Below are 23,313 nucleotides of genomic sequence, written 5' to 3'. Positions count from 1 at the left end.
AGACACCATGGACTACATCGATCGAACCAGGACGATCCGCCCGGGAGAAGAGCTGGATCTCACGCGGCTGGATCCGTACCTGAGAAGCATCATCCCCGGTCTGGACGGGCCGATGGAGGTGGAGCAGTTCCCCGGCGGCTATTCCAACCTGACCTACCTGATCCGCTGCGGCGGCCGGGAGATGGTCCTCCGCCGGCCGCCCTTCGGGAAGAAAGCGAAAACGGCCCACGACATGGGCCGGGAATACCGGGTTCTCAAGGCGCTGCGGCCCGTGTTTCCCTGCTGCCCCGAGCCCCTGGTCTACACGGAGGATGAATCGATCATCGGCTGCCCCTTCTTCGTCATGGAGAGGATCCGCGGCATCATCCTCCGGCGCGAGCTCCCGAAAGGGCTGTCCTTCAGCTCCGAGGAGGCCCGGAAGCTGAGCGAAAACCTCCTGGACGTCCTGGTCGACCTGCACAGCGTAGATGTGGACAGGGCGGGGCTCGGCGACTTCGGGAAACCCGAAGGGTACGTCCGGAGGCAGGTGGAAGGGTGGAGCGGCCGCTACCGGAACTCCCGGACACCCGACGCACCGGATTTCGAGGCAGTGATGGCCTGGCTCGCGGACAAGCAGCCGCCCGAATCGGACCGCGTGTCGGTGATTCACAACGACTACCGCTTCGACAACGTGGTCCTGCACCCGGACGATCCCTTCCGGGTCATCGGGATCCTGGACTGGGAGATGGCCACCATCGGCGACCCCCTGATGGACCTGGGAGGCGTTCTGGCCTACTGGGTGGAAAAAGACGATTCGCCGGACCGCCAGGTTCTCCTCTTCGGTCCGACCAACCTGGAGGGCTCCCTCACGCGTGCCGGGGTGATCGAATACTACCTGCGGAAAATGGGCATGACGACGAAGGCCATGGATTTCTACCAGACCTTCGGCCTTTTCCGACTGGCCGTCATCGCCCAGCAGATCTACTACCGGTTCTACCACGGCCAGACGAAGGACCAGCGGTTCCAGATGATGATCGTGGCCGTTCAGGTCCTGGAGAAAGAGTCCCTGAAGCTGATCGGGACGTCGTCCCTGTAGGACGGGGGGCGACCGGAGCGAACCGTTCAGCCGGAACGGGAATCACCCGAAAAGGCAATGACGATTTGCAGGGAACGTTCGCGCTCGCGGCGGTTCCGCCGCGTTTCAATGCCCTTCCAGAAGCAGATTTTTCCAGCCCCACCGCCGGTCGTCCCGATCCTGCTCTTCCCGGATGCTCCGCTCCATGTTTTGCCTCAGGCCTTCAAATCCCGGGACGTCGAGATTCTTCGGGACGTACATGGGCTCACCCCACCGGACGACGATCCGGCTGAAGGGCTTCGGGATGAGCATCCGGTCCCAGCTTCCGAGGCTCCAGGCCCGGCTGAAGGAGATGTACACCGGAACGACGGGGGCACCGGAGAGCTGGGACATGCGGATCAGGCCCGCCTTGATGACCCCCCGGGGACCCGTGGGGCCGTCGGAGGCATGGACGGCAAAGGGGTGCTCCCGAAGGTCCTCGACCATGGCGGACAGGGCCTCGCGGCCGCCGCGGGTGCTGGACCCCCGGACGGGCCGGAAGTTCAGGCGTTCCACGATCCGGACGATGAGGTCCCCGTCCCGGCTGGCGCTGACGATGGCCGAGGGCTTGAACTCCCGGAATCGGGAGGCATATCCGACGACGCCAAGCACCCTCTGGTGCCAGAGCGCGGCGATGGCCTTGCCGCCACCCCGCAGATGGGAAAGCATCCGCTCCTCTCCGATCACCTCAAGCCGCACCAGCGACAGGTATCCACGAATCAGGCTATGCGCCAGGGAAATAACGAGGCTCGACTCGACCACCTTCCTGCCAAGCCATTTCAGGAATCTTTTCTTCACGACACCTCCCGCAAATAGACCGGATTCGAATAGATCCACGGGCGCCGGCGGCCCCAGGCCCACCGATCCACTTCCACCCTGTACACGCCCGGCCCCGGGGCCGGAACGGAAAGAGACCGGCCCCGCTCTTCCCGGATGGTGTGCCCGTCCCGAAGCAGGCGGATCCGTGCCACGCCGGGAACCTGAACGTGAAGCACGCATTTTTCGGTGAGCCGGAAAGGGAACTCTCCCCCCATGACGACGATTTCTCCCGGCCGCTCCGCGTAAAAGCGAAATCCGACGGAAGGCTTGAGCCAGTCATTTGCCACGAACGAACGGCCCTGCTCCAGCGCCTCCAGGACGGTCACCACCGCCGTACCCGGTTCCCCGGACAGGGGCTCCTCCGTCAGGATGTGGGTCCTCAGGATCGGCAGGACCCGGGAAAAGGGAAAGACCGGCAGGGTAACACCAAACCATTGCTTTTTCGTGTCGTGGTTGTCGCACTCGCCGATCCCCGGGACCCGGCGCTCCCTCCCCAGGGCGTCCCATCGGGCCAGTGTTTCCCGCTCGGGTCCCCGGAGGAACAGGGCCGGCATCAGGTAGCTCGCAAAGGCACGGAACTGTCCCGTCAGGGACTGCTGCCAGTCGGTCATGAAATCCCAGATTCCGATCCCGGTGAAACCGCTGACGTCCCAGTCCGTCCAGGGATAATGTTTCACGTGAAACACAGGGGCGCCCCGGTGGTCCGGATGAGCGATAAAGCCGATGCCTCCCGCTTCATGGACCCGGTCGATGTAGCTCTGCGGAGCCACCCCTTCCGTGTCGTCGGGAATGTCGACCGTCCCGCAGGAACCGAATGCCAGGTAATGATTGAAGCGGGGCGATATCTCCTGGCCGACGATGACGAGGACGCCGTCGTGCCATCCCTCCCAGCCGCGCTCCCGGGCGGTGACGCAGGCGTGATCCGTCAGGGCGAGGAAATGAACGCCCGACGTCCGGGCCGCCCGGATCATCTCGGAAACCGGCGTCCGCCCGTCGAAGGAATACTCCGAGTGGAGGTGAATCACCCCTGTGTACTCATGCACGGGCCGTTTCCCCCTTTCGGCCGGCGCGCCGCGAGCCGGCCCCGGCGACGGGACAGCCTTCGCACAGGGGCCGGGCCTTTCGGCAGAAGATCTTTCCCGTCTGGACAAAGAGTGCATGGTACTGCTTGAAGAGGGGAACTTCCTCCGGGAGGCCGTTGACGACCGCGTCCCGAACGGCCCCGTAGGATTCCGATCCGTCGATCCATCCGTGCCTGGCCAGGATCCGCCTCGTATAGGCGTCGACGACGAACACCGGCCGGTTTCCCGCATAGAGGAGGATGCTGTCCGCCGTCTCCTCTCCGATCCCGTTGATCGACAACAATTCCTCCCTCAAAATCCCGGTGTCCTCCCGGAACATCCGTTCCAGGCTCAGGCCGTATCGGGATTGCAGGAAGAAAAGAAAAGCCTTCAGGCGACGCGCCTTGACGCGGAAATACCCCGCCGGACGGATCCGCTCCGCCAGATCCGCTTCCTCCAGCCCGCAGAGCCCCTCCGGGGTCAGGCAGCCGGCCTCCTTGAGGTTTCCGATGGCTTTTTCCACGTTCGTCCAGGCGGTATTCTGCGTCAGGATGGCCCCGACGGCGACCTCGAAGGGAGTTTCCCCCGGCCACCACCCGAGGTCGCCGAAACGGCCATTCATCCTTGCATAGAGATCGAGGGTCGAGGGTGTACTATCCATAAGACCGCCTTTTGCCGGCTTGAAAGGATGGAAGGCGGCGTCCTCCCCCTCCGGATGCCCCGGGGAGGAGACGCCGGAGGATGGTCGTGGAGACTTCCGGCAGCCTATTTCCGGAGGGCCACGTAAAAGGTGGATCGGCCCCGCTTGATCAGGAGGAGCATGGTGTTCTTGTCGCTCTTCTTGGCAATTTCCCGCTGGTACTCCTTCACGGACGTAACCCGCACCTTGTTCACCTGCAGGATGATGTCCTGGGGCTGCATGCCGACTTCGTCCGCCTGGCTTGCCTCCCGCACCTCCGTTACGAGCACGCCGATGCGCGGGGCGACTCCCAGGTAGCGGGCAACCTGCGGGCTAATATCCTGAACGGTGATGCCGAAGTTCTGCCTGTCGTCCCTGCTTCCGGCCCGCGCCACTTCCTTCGAATCGGTCCGTTCCTCCACGACGACCTGGAACATGCGCTCCGCTCCTTCCCGCAGCACCTTCACCGAGATCCGGTCATTCACCCTCAACGAGGCGATCATAAGCAGGAGATCGTGGGTATCTTTGACCTTCTTGCCATTGATCTCGGTAACCACATCTCCTGCCTGGATTCCCGCCTTATCGGCGGGATCTCCCCTGAACACCTCGGAAATCAGGGCTCCGCTCCGGTCCTTGAGCTTCATGCTCTTGGCCAGGTCCTCCGTCACGTCCTGTACGGAGATCCCCATCCAGCCCCGGGTCACCTTCCCTTTTGCCTTCAGGTCCGAAAGAATGGCCTTGGCCATCTCCATGGGGATGGCGAAACCGATTCCCTGGCCGTGAGCCACGATGGCCGTGTTGATGCCCACGACCTTCCCCTCCATGTTGAACAGGGGGCCGCCGCTGTTGCCCGGATTGATGGAGGCGTCGGTCTGGATGAAGTTGTCATAGGGACCGGCCCCGATGACCCGTCCCTTGGCGCTGACGATGCCCGCCGTAACGGTCGCGTCCAGGCCGAAGGGGTTGCCGATGGCGACGACCCAGTCGCCGACGCGGATCTTCTCCGAGTCTCCCAGCTCCGCCACGGGCAGGCTGTCGGAGGTCTTGATCCGGATGAGGGCGATGTCCGTCTTGGCGTCCCGCCCGATGACCCGGGCCTCGAACTCCCGGCCATCGGAGAGCTTCACGAGGATCTTGTCGGACTGCTCGATGACATGGTTGTTGGTGAAGATGTATCCGTCGGAGCTGATGATGAATCCCGAACCCAGGCTCCGCTGCTTGAAGGTCCGCGGCGTGTCTCCGAAGAACCGGCGGAAGAAATCATCCCCGAAATAACGATCGGAGAGATCGTCCTGTCCGAATGGGGTGCGGAACGCCCCCCTGCCGGATCGAACCGTTTTCGTTGTGCTGATGTTGACCACCGCCGGCTTCACCTTCTCCGCGAGGTCGGCGAAAGACCCCGGCGCCTTGACGCTGACGGCGTTGGCGGAGGGGATCTCCGTCCCCGACGGGACGAAGGACGACTTCAGTACCTCCACGAAGGAGACGATAAAAAAGGCGATGAGAAACGCCAGGAGAAACATGATGAACGTTCTCCTGCTGCTTCCTTCCTTGGCCATATGTCCTCCTCTGGAACCCTGCTCTGAACTCCTGCCGCGGGAAAAGGGCGGCCCGCGTGATCCGGTCTTATAAACGGATGAGAACTTTTGTCAACAGCCTTCTCCGCTACCGGCGACGATCAGCCGCTGCCGCTCAAGCCGGTTCGCTCTCCCGCCGCACCGGGTTGGTGAGGGTCCCGATCCGTTCGATGTCCACGGACACGGTGTCCCCGTCCTGAAGAAAGATCGGCGGTTTTCGGGTGAACCCGACGCCCTGGGGTGTCCCCGAGAGGATCACCGTTCCCGGATCGAGGGTCATGGAAAGGCTCAGGTTGCTGACGATGGCCGCCACCGGAAAGATCATGTCCGCGGTCGAGGCGTCCTGCAAGGCCCGCCCGTTGACCAGGCAGCGGATCCTCAGGTTTCCCGGGTCCTCCACCTCGTCCCGGGTCACGATCCACGGCCCCAGGGGGCAGAAGGTGTCGAAGCTTTTCCCCCGGGCCCACTGCCCTTTCTGTTTCTCGATCTGCCAGTCCCGGGCGCTGACGTCGTTGGCGCAGGTGTATCCGAATACGTATTCCATCGCCTCTTCGGGGGAGACGTTCTTGGCCCGGCGGCCGATGATCACCGCGAGTTCCGCCTCGTAATCCACGTGCTCCGCTCCGGCCCGCGGCAGGAGGATCGTCTCGCCGGGACCGATGAGGCTCGTCGTGGCCTTCAGAAAAAGGACCGGCTGCTCCGGGTAGGACATGGCGAACTCATCCCCGTGCTGTCGGTAGTTGATGCCCAGGGCCAGGATGTTCGGAGGCGCCAGGGGTGAGAGAAGCCGCCGGACGGGACGGCACTCTTCACCGACCTCGAAGCCGCCGAAGAGATCCCCTTTCAGGACCCATGCCTCGTCCGCACGGTCGTCGCGGGCCATCCCCAAGGCAACCCGCCCTTCCGGATCGGCAAAACGTATGATCTTCATGGAACTCTCCTTCCGATCCATTCACCGGCATTCATGCCGCCGGCAACGTGAATTTCCCTGCCGGAATCGGGTCCCTTCCCATCCGGACCGCCGTCACGGCACCCCCGTTCTTCCCGCGCATGGAAGCACTCTTAACACGTTTGGGAACCACAGGAAAGGCCTCCAGATCCCCTTTGCCGGTCCGGCCCGCCTTGTGGTAGGATCACCCCTGCCATTTTCCAGCCCGGCGTCTTCCAGGCGGATCGGAAAGGGATTCATGTACGCAGCCATCGAACGGATCGGAGAGTCGAGCATCCGGACGGCCAAGGCCTTCTACGAGACCCTGGCCTTCTCCAGCGTTGTCTTCTTCAAGCTCTTCGACCGGAAATCCTTCAACAGCGCCATGCGGATGGTCCTGGTCAACCAGATCTATTTCACCTCCGTCCAGATCCTGCCCCTTTTCATCGCCGTGTCCATTCTCTTCGGTTCCCCCATCGTGGGAATCACGCTCCAGATTCTCAAGCAGTTCGGCCTTGCCGACCGGATGGGATCGGTCCTGATGGGTGTCGTCGTGACGGAGATATCCCCTTTCATGACGGTTCTCCTGATCGCCCTGCGGTCCAGTTCCGCCATCAACGCCGAGATCGCCGTCATGAAGGTCAACCGGGAACTCAAGACCCTCGATGTGTTCCGCATTGACGTCCTGGATTACCTCTTCCTGCCGCGCATCATCAACGGCATTCTCTCCGTCATCTGCCTGAGCACCCTCTTCTCCATCCTGGCGCTGGCCAGCGGGGCCTTTTTCAGCCGCTACATCCTGGACATGAGTTTCGATGATTACACGACCCTCCTGTTCCTGTCGGCGGATTTCTCGGATCTCTTCATCCTGCTTGTGAAATGCGTCTTCCTGGGATTCTTCATCACGCTGATTCCCATCCGCTTCGGCCTCCGGGCCACCCATGAGCTGACTAGCATCCCCATCTCTGTTCTCAACGGGATGGTCAAGGTTTTCATTGCCATTGTGATCATCGAGGTGATATCATTACTATTCAGATTTATTTAAAACTTTTCCCCCGGGAGGAGGTCCTGGAGAAAGCGCTTGCCGCCATCGTCGCGGAATGCGGCAACGGGCTGGGGCTTGTGGCCGCGGACGTGCCGCTGATCTCCAACCTGGACGTCCTGGGAAACCTCGCCCTGATCAAGCAGTACCGCGAGGATCTCCCGAAACTCGAGGCCGAAACCCTTGTCTTGTCTTATCTCCGGCGATTCGATCTGGAGCGGATCGCCTTCCGTCGGAATCCGGCCCTGACGGCGGAAGAGCGGTTCTGTGCCATGCTGGTCCGGGCCGTCCTGGTTCCCGAGGCGTGCGTCGTCATCGATCGTCCCCTGAAGATCGTGCCGGACCTGCAGGACAACCGCTTTTTCCGGGACATGCTGACGAAGGTTTCTGATTCCTGGTCATCCTGTGTGATCATAGACTATCCCTGGAACCGAGAACGCTATGAAGATATCCAGGTCGTTGACGACAAATCTTAAGGTCGGGCTGTTCCTGACGATCATGGCCTTGCTGGCGATCGTTTTCCTGTCCTACATGGCCCACAAGAAGGGAATTTTCGAACCCACTTCCACGTTCACGCTGTCCTCGAAGACCGGTGAGGATCTGGCGGAGGGCATGCCCATCCATTTCGCCGGCTTCCGGATCGGCCGGATCGACGAACTGGAGCTGAACGACCAGGGCATGGTGATCATCAAGGTCAAGGTGCCCCGGCGGCATGTCAAGTGGATCCGGACCAACAGCATCTTCAGCCTCTATAAGCCCCTGATCGGCTCTCCCCGCCTTATCGTGTCCACGGAGAACATGGCCAGTCCCGTCCTGCCGGAGGACAAGGTCCTGGAGCTGGTCGTCGTCAACGACATCAACGAGGCCATCAAGCAGCTCACCCCGATCATCGAGGAGGTCGGCCAGATCGTCTCCCACATCGAGGCCATCACGGGGAATCTCGCCGACCCGAAGGGCAGCGTCAACAAGATCCTCCGGAACGCCGAGCAGGTGACAGCGAACTTCACCGAAAAGAAGTCCATTGCGGAGATGGCCCTGGGCGACCCGGAATCGGTGAAGTCGCTTCACGAGTCCGTGAAGAAGATCCGCGACATCCTCGTCAAACTGGACGACATGGCCGGAAAGACCGATGTGGAGCTCTACGGAAAGGACGGGGTCCTCCCCCTGGTCCGCTCCATCCTGGCGGACGTCCTGGTCAAACTTCAGAAACTGAACAAGGCCCTGGACAACATCACCAAGGTCACCTCCGACGCAGCGGCCTCGACGAAAGACCTGCATCTGCTCCGAAACGACATCGACGCGACCATCCAGTCCATTGGCCGCACGGTGGAGGACCTGGACCGGATCGTTCCCCTCAAGAAGGAACGGGAGATCAAACTGCCATGACGCGACGCCTCACCTTCGCCCTCATGATCCTTATCGTCGCCATCCTGGCCGGCTGCGGCGGCGCCCGGGTACCCGACTGGACGACCGATGGATACAACAACCTGGAGGCCTTCAAGGAACGATACCTGGCCGGCCGAAGCGGCCCGGCCGAAGCGAATTGGCGCCATGCCGTCGAGGCCATCCGGATGAGCGGGGATCTGGAGGTGCTCGGCCGGGCCTACCTGACCCGGTACGCCGTCCTGACGGCCTGCCTGGAAACCTTCGACGACGCACCCTACCGGGAAATCGAGGCGCTCCGTCCCATGCCGGAGAACCGGGCCTTTCACCGCTTTCTGACCGGGGAGCTGTCCGCCGTAGACGACCGGAGCCTTCCCGATCCGTACCGGGGCATGCTGAAGGCCCTTCGGGACGGAAACCGCGATGCCGTCGCCGGGGAGGCCGGCCGGATCAAGGATCCCCTCTCCCGCCTCATTGCCGTCGGCGTGGCCGTGCGGATGGGATACGGCGATCATGAAGCCCTGCTCAAGACGGGCCTGGCGGAGGCCTCCCGGAGCGGCTGGAAGCGGGTTGTCCTGGCCTGCCTGGAACGTCTCCGCACCCTCTATGAGAAGCGGGGCGACACGGCGGAGGCCGAGAAAACCGGGAAGACCCTGGAAATCCTGAAACGGGAGCTTCCGTCCTAAGGGAGAGCATCTTCTCAACCCGATGTTCGCCGGAACTGTTACGGGGGCTTCCTCCGTCGCGGAAGCTATACCACATTCTATCGCCCGCCCCCGGCCGCGTCCCCACGCCAAGCACAATACTCATGAAGATAAAAAAACCGGGCGACCGACCCGGCCGCCCGGCAAACCTTTTCTGTTTTCCGCCACCCTTCTATTTCTTTACCGACCTGTCCGGAAACAGCTTCGAGAACGACCGGCGCCGCCGTTTCTTCCAGGCCCCCCGATGGTATACATAGCTGGCCATCAGCGGCAGGATCGAAGTCGCCTCTCCATACACCATCTGCTCGCTCGTGCCGTCCACCTTGCCCCAGGAGCTCGCCTCCTTGAGCGTGGAGCTGGAGCAGGCCCCGTCCCGGACATCCGCCACGGTAACCTGGACGGCATACTTGTGCATTGGGACCTCCTTCCCCAGGACTTCCGCGCAGATGACCGTATCCTGTGCAAAATTCTTCGGTACACCACCGCCGACAATGAAAAGACCCGTCGTCCTGGCCTTGATCTTGATCTGGGTCAACTCCCTGAAATCCTTGACGGAATCGATGGAAACATGGGCATTGGGGTACTTTGTCTGATGCAGGACAAGCCCGAAGCCGGCACTGCTGTCCGAAAAGGCGGGACAGAAGATGGGCACGTCGTGATCGAAGGCCGTCTCCACGAGAGAGCCCTTTTTCCGCGCGCCCTTTTTGAGAAAACGGCCCATCTCCCGGATGAACTCCCGGGAGGAGTAGATTCCCGGGGGCAGCGAATCCGCTATCTCCCCGATCGTGCGGTCGCAGTTCTGGAGTTCCTCCTCGTCGATGAAGGTATCGTAGATCCGGTCGATGTAGAGGGAGCGGAGCTGGCGGTCGTCCACGTGGGGGCTTCCCTGGTAATGACGGAATCCCAGGGCCTCGAAGAAATCCATGTCGACGATGGAGGCCCCCGTCGCCACGATGGCGTCCACCATGTTGTGCTTCACCAGGTCAGCGTAGAGGTTCATGCAGCCGGCGGCGCTCGTGCTACCGGCGATGCAGAGGATGACGGAACAGGACCGGTCCTTCAGCATCCGTTCGAAGAGGTCGGCGCCGGCGGCCAGGTCCCGGGCGGTAAAGGACATGCCCTTCATGGCCCGGACCAGGTCGACGGCGTCGATGGATGTGATGTCGATATGCCTCACTGGCGTGTGGAGATAATCCTTCTTTTTGATCTTCATAACCCACCTTTCCGTTATTTCTTGGTTTTTCCTTAACCCAGGGACCCGCCGGTTGTCAATGACCACCTGGGACGCCCGGGCCTGCATCGGCGGGCCTTCCAGAATCCGCCTTGTCATCCTCCGGAATATCTGGTAGGTCCCCGGCATGATGGATGGGTTTTCCCAAAAAGTCTGGACAGTTTCGGAGCTCAACGAGGCCGTCCGGGACCTGCTGGAGGGACGGTTCGATCTCCTGTGGGTGGAGGGGGAGGTGGCCGATCTTCGTCGTCCCTCCTCCGGACACGTATACTTTTCCCTGAAAGATTCGGGAGGCCAGGTCCGGTCGGTCCTGTTCCGCTCCGCCGCGGCGGCGCTCCGGTTCCGCATCGAGGACGGGATGCGCCTGCTCGTAAGGGGGCGTCTGGGCGTCTATCCGCTCCGGGGAGAGTACCAGCTCGTCGTCACCGCCGCCGAGCCCTACGGAATCGGCGCCCTGCAGCGGGCCTTCGAACAGCTCAAGGCCCGCCTCGAAGCGGAAGGTCTCTTCGACCCCACCCGCAAGAAGGCGCTCCCCTTTCTGCCCGGACGAATCGGGGTGGTCACGTCCCTCTCGGGCTCGGTCCTGCGGGACATTCTGCATGTCACCGCCCGCCGCTTTCCGTCGATTCCGCTCCTGGTCGCCCCGGTGCGGGTCCAGGGCGCGGAGGCCCCCCCGGAGATCGCCCGGGCCATCCGGGATCTCCAGGGGGAAGGGCTCGTGGACGTCATCATCCTGGCCCGGGGAGGAGGATCCTTGGAGGATCTGGCACCCTTCAACGACGAGCGCGTTGCCCGGGCCATCGCGGCCTCCACGATCCCCGTCGTCTCCGCAGTGGGACACGAAACGGACTACACGATCGCCGATTTCGTCGCCGACCTGCGGGCCCCCACTCCCTCCGCGGCGGCGGAGCTGGTCGTACCCGTCCGGAAGGATCTCCTGGCAACGGTGGCGTCTCTCTCCGGACGTCTCACCCAGGCTATGGATCGGAACATTTCCGCTCGTTTGGACCGGATCGCCTCGGCGCGCCGGCGGCTCAGGGACCCGGCCCGGCTGATCGCCGACCGGCGCCTGACCGTGGACGAGCGCCTGCAACGGCTGCAGAGACTCCTCCAGGAATCGGTCTCGGGACGACGGCACCGCCTTGCTTATGCCGCCCAGCACCTGCGATACGCCGACCCCCGCGGAAAAATCCGTCGTGAAGCCATGCAGTTGGAAACCCTGCATCGGGACATGAAGCGGGCCCTGGAGGCGGCGATCCTCAAGGAAAAGCAGCGGGTCCGGACCCAGGCGGTCCGTCTCGACGCCCTCAACCCCCTGGCGGTGCTCCGGCGCGGATATGCCCTTGCCCGGCGCCTTCCCGAGGGGACCCTCGTCACGGACGCTTCCGCACTGGCCGAAGAAACCCTCGTGGACATCCGGGTGGCCGAGGGTGGATTCCGGGCGGCGGTGAAAGAAACCTACAGGAGCTGACCCATGGCCCGGGAAAAATTCGAGGACGCCCTCGAAAAACTGGAACAGATCGTTCGCCGAATGGAAGCCGGTGAAATGACCCTGGATGAATCCCTGAAGGCCTTCGAGGAGGGCATCCGCCTGGTCCGCCTCTGCAACGCCCGCCTCGACGACGCGGAGAGGCGTGTCGAGGTGCTTCTCCGGGAGGGAGACCAGCTGGCGGTGAAGCTCTTCGGCGGAGAAGACTCATGAATGACAGGCCGGACGGCTTCTCCCTGTACCTGAAGTCCCGCAAGGAGCTCGTGGAAAGCGCCCTGAACCGCTATCTCCCCGCCGAGGGGGTGTACCCGGTCGAGATCTACAACGCCATGCGTTACAGTCTGTTCGCCGGCGGCAAGCGGCTCCGTCCCATCCTCTGCATCGCCTCGGCGGAGGCCATGGGAGGTCTCCTGGATGATGCACTCCCTGCCGCCTGCGCCCTGGAAATGATCCACACGTATTCGCTCATCCACGACGACCTGCCGTCCATGGACAACGACGACTTCCGGCGGGGAGCCCCGACGAGCCACAAGGTTTTCGGCGAAGCGGTGGCCGTCCTGGCGGGGGACGCTCTCCTGACGGAGGCGTTCCGCCTCCTCACGGATCCTGCGGCCATCCGTTCCGTGGAACCCGCCCGGGTGGTCCGGATCGTTCACGAGATCGCCACGGCGGCCGGCGCCGGCGGAATGGTGGGCGGCCAGGTGGTGGACATCCTTTCGGAAGGACGCCCTTCCGATTATGAAACGCTCCATTACATCCACAGCGGCAAAACCGGCCGGATGATCCTCGCCTCGCTCCGGACGGGGGCGATTCTTGCGGACGGCGGGGAAGAGGAACTGGAAGCCGTCTCGGAATACGGCCGGCATATCGGCCTGGCCTTCCAGATTTCCGACGACATCCTGAACGTCGAAGGGGACCCATCCCTTCTCGGAAAGGGAACGGGGAGCGACGCCGCCCGCCGGAAGGTCACCTTTCCCGCCCTGATCGGGCTGGAAGAGTCGAGATCCATGGCCCGGCAGAGCATCGAGGCGGCCCTGGAGGGCATCCAGCGCCTGGACGAACGTGCAGACCCCCTGCGAAGGCTTGCCCGCTATATCCTCGAACGAAAATCCTGAAGATCGATTCCATGGCCACAAAGGAAGAAAAACAAGCGCCCAGGGCCGTATCCCTCGCGGAGATCCAGTCACCGGAAGACATCCGCAGCCTCGAAGTGTCCCAGTTGAACCTTCTGGCCGAGGAGATCCGTGCCCTCATCATCCGGACCGTTTCCGTATGCGGGGGGCACCTCGCATCCTCCCTCGGCGCGGTGGAGCTGACCCTGGCCATCCACAAGGTTTTCGATACCCCCCGGGACAAGCTTGTCTGGGACGTGGGGCACCAGGCATATGCCCACAAGATCCTCACGGAGCGGCGCGAACGCTTCTCCACCCTGCGCCGCCGGGGCGGCATCAGCGGTTTTCCGAAGCGTGAAGAAAGCCCTTACGACGTGTTCGACGTCGGCCACAGCGGGACGTCCATTTCAGCCGCCGCGGGCATTGCCGAGGCCAAGTGCCTCCGCGGGGAGGACTTCAAGGTGATCGCCGTCATCGGCGACGGCTCCATGACCTCCGGGCTGGCCTACGAGGGGCTGAACTGGGCGGGAGACCGGAAGAAAAACCTGATCATCATCCTCAACGACAACGAGATGTCCATCTCCCCCAACGTCGGCGCTCTTTCCTCCTACATGAACCGGATGTTGACGGGCCAGCGGGCCATGAAAATCCGCTCCGAGATGAAGAGCCTGTTCCGCACCCTGCCGGGCATCGGCGAGCAGATGCTGAAGTTCTCCCGGCAGGCCGAGGAAGCCCTGAAAGGCTTCCTGCTGCCCGGGGCCCTGTTCGAAGACCTTGGCTTTACCTACGTCGGCCCGCTGGAGGGACACCGGCTCGACCACCTTGTCAAAAACCTGGAAAATGTCCGGAACATGCCCGGACCCGTCCTGGTCCACGTGGTGACACGCAAAGGTAAGGGATACGCTCCGGCGGAAGCCAGGCCTCTGCTTTTCCATGGCATCGGTCCCTTCCGCATCGAGACGGGGGAGCCCATCGCGGCGGCAGGCGGAAGGATCTCCTATTCCCGGATGTTCGGCAACACCCTCATCCGCCTGGCCGAGAAGGACCCCCGGATCGTGGCCATTACGGCGGCCATGTGCGAGGGAACGGGCCTCGATGAGTTCGCCCGGCGGTTTCCGTCCCGCTTCTTCGACGTCGGCATCGCCGAACAGCACGCCGTCACCTTTGCCGCCGGCCTGGCAACGGAGGGAATCGTCCCGGTCGTGGCCATCTATTCGACGTTCTTCCAGCGCTCCTACGACCAGATTCTCCACGACGTCTGCCTGCAGAAGCTTCCCGTCGTCCTGGCCCTGGACAGGGGCGGCTTTGTGGGAGACGACGGGCCCACCCATCACGGTCTCTTCGACCTGTCCTATCTGCGGTCGATTCCCAACATGACCGTCCTGGCCCCGAAGGATGAAAATGAATTCCAGCACATGCTGAAGACCGCCGTGGAATGGGGCGCCCCGATCGCGATCCGATATCCCCGCGGGGCCGTGGCGGGAGTGCCCCTGGACGACGACCTGCAACCCCTTCCCATTGGCCGCGGGGAAGTCCTGTGCGAAGGAGGCGATCTGGCCATCGTGGCCATCGGCTCCACGGTCCTGCCCGCCCTGGCGGCGGCGGAGCGGCTGAGGGAGGAAGGAATCGGGGCCCGGGTGGTCAACGCCCGCTCCGTCAAGCCCCTGGATGCCGATCTTTTGTGCGAATCCGCCGTCCGGACGGGAAAGGTGCTGACGGTCGAGGAAAATGTCCTCATGGGGGGGTTCGGCAGCGCCGTCCTGGAGCTTTTCCAGGAAAAGGGTCTCCAGAATGTCGCCGTGGTTCGGCTCGGCGTCCCCGATACCTTCGTCGAGCAGGCCACCATGGCGGAGCTGAGGGACCTCTATGGAATCGACGAGGAGGGCATCCTTCGGGCGGCCCGGGCCATGGTCCGCTCCGGAGACTGACGCAACCCTTTCCCGCAGGCAGCCATGAAAAAGGAAAAAAAGCAACGGATCCGGCTCGATACGCTTCTCGTCGAGCGGGGACTCTGCAGCAGCCGCGAGCGGGCCCGGGCCCTGATCCTGGCGGGCGCCGTCCTGGTGGAGGAAATGCCGGTGGACAAGCCGGGCTCCTTCCTGTCGGCCGACGCCGCCGTCCGCCTCCGAACCGCCGACCACCCCTACGTGAGCCGCGGGGGCGTGAAGCTCCAGGGAGCCCTCGAAACCTTTTCCCTCTCCGTCTCCGATATGGTCTGCCTCGACGTGGGGGCGTCCACCGGCGGGTTCACCGACTGCCTCCTGCAAGCCGGAGCCCGGAAGGTGTACGCCCTGGACGTGGGCTACGGGCAGCTGGCCTGGAAACTCCGCCAGGATCCGCGCGTCGTGCCCGTGGAGCGGACGAACATCCGGATCTACGACGGGAAAGACCTCGACGGGCCTGTGGACCTGGTCACCATCGACGCCTCCTTCATTTCCCTCAAGCTGGTCATTCCGGCGGCGCTGCGCTGGCTGAAGCCGGGCGGGATTGTCCTGGCCCTGATCAAGCCCCAGTTCGAAGCGGGGCGCGAACGGGTCGGCAAGGGCGGCGTCGTCCGCGATCCCATCGCCCACAGGGAGGTCGTGGAGGAAATAGAGCGGTTCTGCCGCGACGAGGGCCTCGACATCCGGGGAACCTGCGAATCCCCCCTTCCGGGTCCCGCCGGAAACCGCGAGTTTTTCATCCTGGCGTCGGCCCCGCCCGAGACGGATGCCGCAACACCGCCGGAGCCCTCGGAAAACGCGGGAAGGACGCCCGGGACCCATGAGCGTTAAACTGGCAAAGACAGCCGGTTTCTGCATGGGCGTCAAACGGGCCGTGGACATGGTCCTCGACATGCCCCTGCCCCAGGGCAAGGCCCGCTTCTACACGTTCGGTCCCCTCATCCACAACCCCCAGACCGTTGAACTCCTCGAAAAAAGGGGATTCCGCCCCATCCAGAGGATCGAGGAGATCCAGGAGCCCCGGGAAGGAGCCACCCTCATCATCCGCGCCCACGGCATCTCGCCGGAAGAGAGGCGGGAAATCCGGGAATCAGGCATGAAGATCGTCGACGCCACCTGCCCCAAGGTCGGCCATGTCCAGGCCATCATAAAGAAACATGCCTCCCGGGACTACGACATCCTCATCATCGGAGATCCCCATCATCCGGAGGTGAACGGGCTGCTCGGATTCGCCGGTGAACGGGGCATCGTCATCCAGAGTGAGGAACAAGTGGCGACCCTGCCGGATCTCCGCAAGGTGTGTGTCGTCGCCCAGACGACCCAGAGCCTGGACACCTTCCACCGGGTCGTCCGCCGGATCCAGGAGCGCTTTCCCGAGACGCTTGTTTTCGACACGATCTGCAACTCCACGGAAGAGCGGCAGCGGGAGATCGAGTCCATGGCCCCGGAACTGGATGCCTTTTTCATCGTCGGCGGGCGGAACAGCGCCAATACGCTGCGCTTGGCGGCCCTGGCCGCCCAGACGGGAACACCGACCTTCCACATCGAGACGGCGGACGAACTGGCGGGAATCGACCTCTCCCGCTACGACCGCATCGGCGTGTCCGCCGGCGCCTCCACGCCGAACTGGATCATCGACCGGGTCGTGGAAGGGCTCCGGAAGGAGCAGGATCGCCGCAAGGGTCTGCTGCGCAGTCTTTTCCAGGGATGGATTCTCCTGGTCAAGACGGACGTCTTCTCCTCCCTCGGCGCCGGGGTCCTGACGCTGGCCTGCCTGCTCCTCCAGGGCCGCCCGCCGGAATTCCTCCCGGTCTGGACGGCGGCGCTGTACGTCTACGCAATGCACACCCTCAACCGGGTCCTGAATCCCCGGACCAGCTCCATCCTGGGAACATTCCGGGAAGCCTCCTACCGCCGCCACCGCCGCCTGTACGCGCAGCTGGGCTTCGGTTCCATGGTTCTCGCGCTGGCGTTCTCCCTCCTGGCGGGCATGGCCTCGTTCCTGTTCCTCCTGGTGCTTTCCGTTCTCGGCATGCTCTACAATGTCCGGATATGGCCCAACAAATGGAAATTCGAGACGTTCCGCGACATCCCGGGATCGAAGAACGTCTCCATGGCGGCCGCCTGGGCCGCCGTCACGGCCGTTTTGCCGACTCTCCGGGGCGGTTTCGGCCTGGAGGCGGGCTGGGTCGTTTCCTTCCTGCTCATCTTTTCCCTGGTCGTCGTCCGCTCGGCCCTTTCGGACCTGCAGGATCTGCAGAGCGACCGGCTTCTGGGACGGGAAACGATCCCTGTCGTGATCGGGAAGGAAATGACCCAGAAACTGCTGAAGTCCTTCGTCATCTTTTCCGTCCTGCTCCTTGTGTCGGCCGCCGCGGCCGGCTGGGTGACTCCCTTTGCCTGGCTGCTCCTGTGCTGTCCCTTTTACCTGTGGATTTGTTTCCGCCTTTGTGATAGAAGGTCCGGACTTTCCGGTGTAGTTCTGGAGGGTTTGCTGGAAACGACCTATTTCATTGCGGGTTTGGCCGCCCTGTTCTGGACGGGAATCGGCCGGTTCGCCTGACATGAAATCATGGAGGTACGATCATGAAGAGATCCGCGGGAATCGCATGGGGGTTGTTCCTGGTTCTCCTGCTTGCCGGATGCGGCGGTCTCCGCTATTCCCAGGTCGCCCCTGAAGCCAAGGATTTTCATCCCCAGCGGATCGGCGTCCTGCCTGTCGATGCGGGAACATATGAGGAAGCCCGGGGCACGGCGGACGAGGTCATCGCCGCGGTCCTGGTGAACAGGAAATGGTTTACCGACGTGGTGGCGGCCGACGCCATCGGCCGCCAGGTCCAGTCCAACGAGGATCTTCGCAAGGCCCTCCTGGACTACCTGACCAAGCTCAAGACGGTGAATTTCTCCGATCCCGCGCTGAGCCGCCGCATCGGGGAACTGTGCCGGGTGGATGCCTTCCTGGTGACCAGCGTGGACTACTGGAATTACACGATGGAAGGCGAGAAGAAAGTCGGCAAGGTCGGCCTCTCCCTCAAGATGGTGGAGGCATCCACCGGAAAAGTCATGTGGAAGGCGGCGCACCACGAAACCTCCCGGTATTACCTGATCAAGCCTGACCTGAAGGGTGTGGCGGAGAGCCTGTTCAAGACCATGATCGAGGAAATGCCCCACTGAGGGGCCGAGCGGTCTGGAGGTTGCCATGAAAGAGCGCGTCAAAGCCATCCTGGAAAAGGTTCGCCCCAGTCTCCAGGCGGACGGGGGAGACGTCGAGCTGGTGGACGTCTCCGAAGAAGGGGTGGTCCGGGTCCGCCTGACGGGGGCCTGCAAGGGATGCCCGATGTCCCAGATGACCCTGAAAATGGGAATTCAGCGGTACCTCCAGCGGGAGATGCCGGAAATCAAAGATGTTGTTGCGGTTTAGACCGAGGCCCGGAGGCCGGGCGGCCGGTCTTGAAAGAAGGAAAAAACAAAAGGAGCTTCGTAAAAATGGCTTACGTAATAACCGATGACTGCATAGCCTGTGGATCTTGCGAGAGCGAGTGTCCCGTCGAGGCCATCTCCGAAGGGGATGACAAATACGTGATCGACCCGAATCTCTGCACCGACTGCGGAGCATGTGCCGACCAGTGCCCGGTGGAGGCGATCGTCCCGGGAGAGGAAAAGTAGGCGGACGATTGTCCGGACAAGGGGAATAGGGGAAGCCGCCGGCCCTCCGGCCCGGTTGTTTCCCCTCTTGCATTTTCAGGCCGTCACCCGGCGGCAAGTTCTGGCTTTTTCCTGGCGGGAGTCCTCCATGGGACCCTTCATCACCTTTGAAGGCATCGAGGGATCGGGCAAGAGTACCCAGATTCGCCTGGCAGCCAGATACCTCGAGGAGCGGGGGATCCGGACCCTGGTGACCGGCGAACCCGGGGGGACGTCCCTGGGCGTCCGGATTCGGGAGCTTCTCCTGAACCGGGGATCCGTTGCCATCGGGGCCGAGGCGGAGTTGTTCCTTTTCGCCGCCGCCCGAAGCCAGCACGTACAGGAGCTGATCCTGCCGGCCCTCCGGGAAGGCCGCTGGGTCCTCTGCGACCGCTTCTCCGACGCCACAGTGGCCTACCAGGGATTCGGGCGCCGGCTCGATTCCGCCTTTGTCCGGAAGGTGAACTCCTTTGCCGGCGTCGGACTGGTTCCCCGGCTCACCATCCTGATCGACATGCCCGTCGAGACCGGCCTCGGACGGGCTCTCGACCGGGCGTCCCGCCAGCCCGGCCCCATGGAAGACCGCTTCGAGCACGAAGAGCTTGCGTTCCATCACCGGGTCCGCTCAGGCTACATCGAGATGGCCCGGCAGGAACCGGAGCGCTTCCGGGTCATCGACGGCGACCGGTCCATCGAGGAAATCCACCGGGAGGTCTGCTCGCACCTGGACGCCCTCCTCCCGACAGCAGGTGATTCATGCCCTTCGGGGATATCTGCGGCCACGAAAAGCCAATCGCCATCCTGAGGCGGGCCCTCGCTTCCGGCCGGATCGCCCATGCCTATCTTTTCCGGGGCATGGACGGCATCGGGAAGCGAACCGTGGCGGAGACGTTCGCCAAGGCCCTCAATTGCTCCCGAATGGAGGACGACGCCTGCGGCGATTGCCCCTCCTGCCGGAAATACGACAGCGGAAACCACCCCGATGCCGTCACCGTCCGTCCCACGGGCCCCTTCATCCGAATCGGCGATATCCGCTCCCTCCAGGACCAGATGGGATTCCGGCCGCTCGAGGGGGGCCGGCGTGTCTTTCTCATCCTGGAGGCGGACCGGATGAACGAGCCGGCGGCAAACGCCCTGCTCAAGACCCTGGAGGAGCCGTCACCCCGGAATCACCTGATCCTGGTCACGAGCCGGCCCCACCGCCTCCCCTCCACCATTCTGTCCCGGTGCCAGCACCTCCCATTCAACCCTTTACAAACGGAGGCGATTGCCCTATTCTTGCGCGAACATATGGATTTTTCAGAGGCCCAGGCCCGAACGCTGGCCTCCTCCGCGGGCGGTAGCATCGGCCGGGCGCTTGAAATGGCCCGGGAAGACGACATCCGGGTCCGCGACGGGATCATGGACGCCGTCGCCGAAACCCTGCGGAATCGGACATTCCCCCCGCAGCCGACCCTTCCGGCCTCCCTGGGAAAAGACCGGGAGGAGGTTCTCCGGCGCCTGGAAATGGTCCGCCTGTTCCTGCGGGACCTTCTTGTCTGGAAAGAGACGGAACTTAAGGAACTTCTCCTGTACGGCGACCGCCTTGACCTGATCGGCCCCCTGTCGAAGACGCTCTCCGGACGGGAACTTCTCGCCCGGCTGGATGCCGTGAGCAGGGCTCAGCGGGCCGTGGAGCAGAACGCGAACCGTCCCCTTGTCCTGGAGGCGATGGTTCTCAAGTGGGCCGGACCGCCTCCGGTACGGACCGGAAAGTGACTGTCATGGAAGAAGCGACCGCCGAACCCCGGATCGTCGGTGTACGGTTCCGGAGGGAAGGCAAGACATACCTGTTTGACGCCGGAGGGTTGTCCCTGAACCGGGAAGACGCCGTGGTCGTGGATACGGAGTTCGGTCCGGCCCTCGGGCTGGTGGCAACCACGAACAGCATGATCCCCCTGTCCGAACCACCGGCTTCCCTGAAGAAGGTCCTGCGGATCGCTACGGACGAGGATCTCCAGGTCCGCATGGATCTGCAGCGGTTCGAGCAGGAGTGCCACCGGTTCTGCAAGGAGCGCATCGCCGAACGGGGTCTGCCCATGAAGCTCATCGAGGCCGAATGCCTCTTTGACCGGAGCAAGGTGATCTTTTACTTCACCGCGGACAACCGGGTGGACTTCCGGGAACTCGTCAAGGATCTCGTCCAGCGGTTCCGGATCCGCATCGAGCTCCGCCAGATCGGGGCGAGGCAGGAAACGCGCCTGCTCAAGGGCATGGGCATCTGCGGACGGGAGGTCTGCTGCGCGGGATTCCTTTCCAACCTGGACCGGGTCACCGTCAAGATGGCCAAGGAGCAGGGGATGTCCCTCAATCCCGAGAAGATCTCCGGGCTCTGCGGACGGCTCATGTGCTGTCTGGCATACGAGTACGACAGCTACGCGGAGCGAAAGAAAAAACTCCCCAAATGCGGCAAGGTCGTCCAGACCGAAGGGGGCGCCGGCAAGGTCATCCGGCAGAACGTCCTCAAGGGAGACGTCATGGTCCAGCTGGAAGACGGCAAGGAAGTGACCCTGAGCATCAAAGACCCGGATTAGCCGGCCGAGACGGCCCGGCGGACGGCTTTTCGAGCAACCTGTCAGAGGAACCACACATGGAAAAGGCCTACTACATCACCACGCCCATCTACTACGTAAACGCCTCGCCCCACATCGGCCACGCCTACACCACCATCGTGGCCGACGTGCTGGCCCGCTACCACCGAAGTCTCGGCTACCGGACCTTCTTCCTCACCGGAACCGACGAGCACGGGGACAAGATCGCCGAGGCAGCCGCCAAAGCCGGCATCAGCCCCCAGGAATTCACCGACCGGATCAGCGCCCAGTTCCGGGAGCTCTGGCCGGAGCTGATGGTCACCAACGACTATTTCATCCGCACGACCGACCAGAACCACGTCCGGACAGTCCAGGCCATCCTTCAGAAGGTCTACGACCAGGGAGACATCTATTTCGGCCACTACGAGGGCTACTATTGCGTCGGCTGCGAACGCTTCTACACCGAGAAGGAACTGGTCGACGGCAAGTGCCCCGACCACCAGACGCCTCCCCTGCACCGCAAGGAAAGCAACTACTTCTTCAAGATGAGTGCCTACCAGGATTGGCTGATCCAGTACATCCAGGACCACCCCGATTTCATCCGCCCCGAGCGGTACCGGAACGAGGTCCTGGCCTTCCTCCGGGAGCCCCTCGAAGACCTGTGCATCTCCCGGCCGAAAAGCCGCCTCACCTGGGGCATCGACCTTCCCTTCGACGAGAACTACGTGACGTACGTCTGGTTCGACGCCCTGATCAACTACGTGACCGGCGTCGGTTACCCCGACGGCGAAAATTTCCCGATCTTCTGGCCGGAGGCCCAGCACCTCATCGCGAAGGACATCCTCAAGCCCCACGGGATCTACTGGCCCACCATGCTGAAGGCCGCCGGGATTGAGCCCTACCGGAACCTGAACGTTCACGGCTACTGGAACGTCGACCAGAGCAAGATGTCCAAGAGCCTGGGGAACGTCGTCAAGCCCCTGGACCTGAAAGACAAGTACGGCCTGGACGCCTTCCGCTATTTCCTCCTTCGGGACATGGTCTTCGGGCTCGATTCGAGCTTCAGCGAGGAGGCCTTCGTCCAGCGGGTCAACTCCGACCTGGCCAACGACCTCGGAAACCTGGTGAGCCGGTCGGTGACCATGGCCGTCAAGTACGGCGGCGGGAAGGTTCCCTTCCCTGCGGAAATCGTACCGGAGGAGGACGGGATCCTTCAGGAAACCGCCGCCCGGGCCCTCGCCGAGGTGGAGGCCTGCTTCGCGGAGCTGGCCCTGCACAAGGCCTTGATCGCCATCTGGGATCTCATCAGCATCACGAACAAGTACATCGTCGAACGGGAACCCTGGAACCTGGCCAAGGATCCGGAGCGGAAGGGCCGGCTGGAGACAATCCTGTACAATTTATTGGAAACCTTGAGAATTGTGGCAAACCTGGTGGCACCGTTCATGCCGGGCTCGGCGGAGAAGATCCTCCGGCAGATCGGCATCGTCGATCCGGGCCGGCAGACCATCGACACCATCCGGACATGGGGCGGCCTGGCCCCCGGGCTGGCCCTGACGCGCGGCGAATCGCTGTTCCCGCGCATTACATTCAGCAAGGAGGAACAGCCCGTGGAGACGAAAAAGGCCCCCCTGGCGCCCATCAAGCCGGAAATCTCCTACGAGGATTTCGAGAAGATCGACCTCCGGGCCGCGAAGATCCTGGAAGCGGAACCGGTGCCGAAGTCGAGCAAGCTCATGAAGCTCAAAATCGACATAGGGGAGGAGCGCAGCATCGTCGCCGGCGTCGGGAAGGACTACAAGGCGGAAGACCTGGTGGGAAAAACGATCGTCGTCGTGGTGAACCTCAAGCCCACGAAACTCATGGGAGTCGAGTCGCGGGGCATGCTCCTGGCGACGGACAGCGAAGAGGGCCTGACGCTGGTGAGCTTCGACCGCTCCGCCCTGACGGGGGGAAAGGTCCGGTAGGGAACGTCACGGCCCCCCGTCCGGTGGGTGG

The 23,313-nt window shown here is 63.1% G+C and carries 23 protein-coding genes and 1 pseudogene; 18 read left to right on the top strand and 6 right to left on the bottom strand.

What is annotated here, in order from left to right:
• The first annotated feature begins 7 nt into the window (after positions 1 to 7).
• A complete protein-coding gene (locus tag PLO63_15880) occupies positions 8 to 1,075 on the top strand; it encodes a phosphotransferase family protein (GenBank protein ID HOI75625.1) in 1,068 nt (355 codons plus the stop codon).
• A gap of 105 nt (positions 1,076 to 1,180) precedes the next feature.
• Here the strand turns inward: PLO63_15880 and PLO63_15875 are convergent, their stop codons facing one another.
• The 5 genes from PLO63_15875 to PLO63_15855 all read right to left on the bottom strand — a co-directional run bounded on the left by PLO63_15875 (position 1,181) and on the right by PLO63_15855 (position 6,160).
• Positions 1,181 to 1,891 carry a lysophospholipid acyltransferase family protein gene (locus tag PLO63_15875; GenBank protein HOI75624.1) on the bottom strand — a complete coding sequence of 237 codons (711 nt, stop codon included), beginning with the start codon at positions 1,889 to 1,891 and terminating at the stop codon, positions 1,181 to 1,183.
• Positions 1,888 to 2,955: a CehA/McbA family metallohydrolase gene (locus PLO63_15870; GenBank protein HOI75623.1), complete on the bottom strand. Its 1,068-nt coding sequence runs from the start codon at positions 2,953 to 2,955 to the stop codon at positions 1,888 to 1,890. The genes PLO63_15875 and PLO63_15870 overlap by 4 nt, the downstream gene beginning before the upstream one ends.
• On the bottom strand, positions 2,948 to 3,634 hold the full coding sequence (locus PLO63_15865; protein HOI75622.1) for a hypothetical protein: 687 nt from the start codon (positions 3,632 to 3,634) through the stop codon (positions 2,948 to 2,950). The genes PLO63_15870 and PLO63_15865 overlap by 8 nt, the downstream gene beginning before the upstream one ends.
• 104 nt (positions 3,635 to 3,738) lie before the next feature.
• Positions 3,739 to 5,211 carry a DegQ family serine endoprotease gene (locus PLO63_15860; protein ID HOI75621.1) on the bottom strand — a complete coding sequence of 491 codons (1,473 nt, stop codon included), beginning with the start codon at positions 5,209 to 5,211 and terminating at the stop codon, positions 3,739 to 3,741.
• Positions 5,212 to 5,344: 133 nt separating this feature from the next.
• Positions 5,345 to 6,160: a fumarylacetoacetate hydrolase family protein gene (locus tag PLO63_15855; GenBank protein ID HOI75620.1), complete on the bottom strand. Its 816-nt coding sequence runs from the start codon at positions 6,158 to 6,160 to the stop codon at positions 5,345 to 5,347.
• Between the two features lie 256 nt (positions 6,161 to 6,416).
• Between PLO63_15855 and PLO63_15850 the strand changes: the two genes are divergently transcribed.
• From PLO63_15850 to PLO63_15835, 4 genes are all read left to right on the top strand, one after another.
• On the top strand, positions 6,417 to 7,202 hold the full coding sequence (locus PLO63_15850) for an ABC transporter permease (protein HOI75619.1): 786 nt from the start codon (positions 6,417 to 6,419) through the stop codon (positions 7,200 to 7,202).
• A gap of 77 nt (positions 7,203 to 7,279) precedes the next feature.
• A complete protein-coding gene (locus PLO63_15845; protein ID HOI75618.1) occupies positions 7,280 to 7,675 on the top strand; it encodes a hypothetical protein in 396 nt (131 codons plus the stop codon).
• Positions 7,659 to 8,585, top strand: coding sequence for a hypothetical protein (locus PLO63_15840; GenBank protein HOI75617.1), 927 nt, complete (start codon positions 7,659 to 7,661; stop codon positions 8,583 to 8,585). The genes PLO63_15845 and PLO63_15840 overlap by 17 nt, the downstream gene beginning before the upstream one ends.
• Complete coding sequence (locus tag PLO63_15835) at positions 8,582 to 9,268, top strand: hypothetical protein (GenBank protein HOI75616.1); 687 nt, start codon at positions 8,582 to 8,584, stop codon at positions 9,266 to 9,268. Before PLO63_15840 ends, PLO63_15835 begins: the two co-directional genes overlap by 4 nt.
• 190 nt (positions 9,269 to 9,458) lie before the next feature.
• Here the strand turns inward: PLO63_15835 and PLO63_15830 are convergent, their stop codons facing one another.
• Positions 9,459 to 10,499 carry a deoxyhypusine synthase gene (locus PLO63_15830; GenBank protein HOI75615.1) on the bottom strand — a complete coding sequence of 347 codons (1,041 nt, stop codon included), beginning with the start codon at positions 10,497 to 10,499 and terminating at the stop codon, positions 9,459 to 9,461.
• Between the two features lie 145 nt (positions 10,500 to 10,644).
• Here PLO63_15830 and xseA point away from each other — a divergent pair, with 145 nt between their 5' ends.
• From xseA to metG, 13 genes and pseudogenes are all read left to right on the top strand, one after another.
• Complete coding sequence (gene xseA / locus PLO63_15825) at positions 10,645 to 11,988, top strand: exodeoxyribonuclease VII large subunit (protein ID HOI75614.1); 1,344 nt, start codon at positions 10,645 to 10,647, stop codon at positions 11,986 to 11,988.
• Positions 11,989 to 11,991: 3 nt separating this feature from the next.
• The gene (locus PLO63_15820; protein HOI75613.1) at positions 11,992 to 12,219 is read left to right on the top strand and encodes an exodeoxyribonuclease VII small subunit; all 228 of its coding nucleotides are present in this window, start codon (positions 11,992 to 11,994) and stop codon (positions 12,217 to 12,219) included.
• Positions 12,216 to 13,121: a polyprenyl synthetase family protein gene (locus PLO63_15815; GenBank protein HOI75612.1), complete on the top strand. Its 906-nt coding sequence runs from the start codon at positions 12,216 to 12,218 to the stop codon at positions 13,119 to 13,121. The genes PLO63_15820 and PLO63_15815 overlap by 4 nt, the downstream gene beginning before the upstream one ends.
• 11 nt (positions 13,122 to 13,132) lie before the next feature.
• Positions 13,133 to 15,046, top strand: coding sequence for a 1-deoxy-D-xylulose-5-phosphate synthase (dxs, locus tag PLO63_15810; GenBank protein ID HOI75611.1), 1,914 nt, complete (start codon positions 13,133 to 13,135; stop codon positions 15,044 to 15,046).
• Between the two features lie 24 nt (positions 15,047 to 15,070).
• Positions 15,071 to 15,892 (top strand): TlyA family RNA methyltransferase, encoded by an 822-nt coding sequence (locus PLO63_15805; GenBank protein ID HOI75610.1) that lies wholly within the window; start codon positions 15,071 to 15,073, stop codon positions 15,890 to 15,892.
• Positions 15,882 to 17,624, top strand: a complete 1,743-nt coding sequence (ispH, locus tag PLO63_15800; GenBank protein ID HOI75609.1) for a 4-hydroxy-3-methylbut-2-enyl diphosphate reductase — start codon at positions 15,882 to 15,884, stop codon at positions 17,622 to 17,624. The genes PLO63_15805 and ispH overlap by 11 nt, the downstream gene beginning before the upstream one ends.
• 23 nt (positions 17,625 to 17,647) lie before the next feature.
• Positions 17,648 to 18,235: a hypothetical protein gene (locus PLO63_15795; protein ID HOI75608.1), complete on the top strand. Its 588-nt coding sequence runs from the start codon at positions 17,648 to 17,650 to the stop codon at positions 18,233 to 18,235.
• Between the two features lie 25 nt (positions 18,236 to 18,260).
• The gene (locus tag PLO63_15790; protein ID HOI75607.1) at positions 18,261 to 18,482 is read left to right on the top strand and encodes a NifU family protein; all 222 of its coding nucleotides are present in this window, start codon (positions 18,261 to 18,263) and stop codon (positions 18,480 to 18,482) included.
• 65 nt (positions 18,483 to 18,547) lie between these two features.
• On the top strand, positions 18,548 to 18,727 hold the full coding sequence (locus PLO63_15785; protein HOI75606.1) for a 4Fe-4S binding protein: 180 nt from the start codon (positions 18,548 to 18,550) through the stop codon (positions 18,725 to 18,727).
• Between the two features lie 127 nt (positions 18,728 to 18,854).
• Positions 18,855 to 19,550 carry a dTMP kinase gene (gene tmk / locus PLO63_15780; GenBank protein ID HOI75605.1) on the top strand — a complete coding sequence of 232 codons (696 nt, stop codon included), beginning with the start codon at positions 18,855 to 18,857 and terminating at the stop codon, positions 19,548 to 19,550.
• Positions 19,502 to 20,503 (top strand): DNA polymerase III subunit delta', encoded by a 1,002-nt coding sequence (gene holB / locus PLO63_15775; protein ID HOI75604.1) that lies wholly within the window; start codon positions 19,502 to 19,504, stop codon positions 20,501 to 20,503. The genes tmk and holB overlap by 49 nt, the downstream gene beginning before the upstream one ends.
• Positions 20,504 to 20,508: 5 nt before the next feature.
• Complete coding sequence (gene ricT, locus PLO63_15770; GenBank protein HOI75603.1) at positions 20,509 to 21,318, top strand: regulatory iron-sulfur-containing complex subunit RicT; 810 nt, start codon at positions 20,509 to 20,511, stop codon at positions 21,316 to 21,318.
• 35 nt (positions 21,319 to 21,353) lie between these two features.
• Positions 21,354 to 23,282 (top strand): annotated as a pseudogene (gene metG / locus PLO63_15765) (methionine--tRNA ligase).
• Positions 23,283 to 23,313 lie beyond the last annotated feature (31 nt).

The sequence above is a fragment of the Syntrophales bacterium genome, assembly GCA_035363115.1.
In the GTDB taxonomy this organism is placed as follows: domain Bacteria; phylum Desulfobacterota; class Syntrophia; order Syntrophales; family PHBD01; genus PHBD01.
Note: the sequence above shows the minus strand (reverse complement) of the source record. Positions and strands in the feature narration are given on the sequence as shown.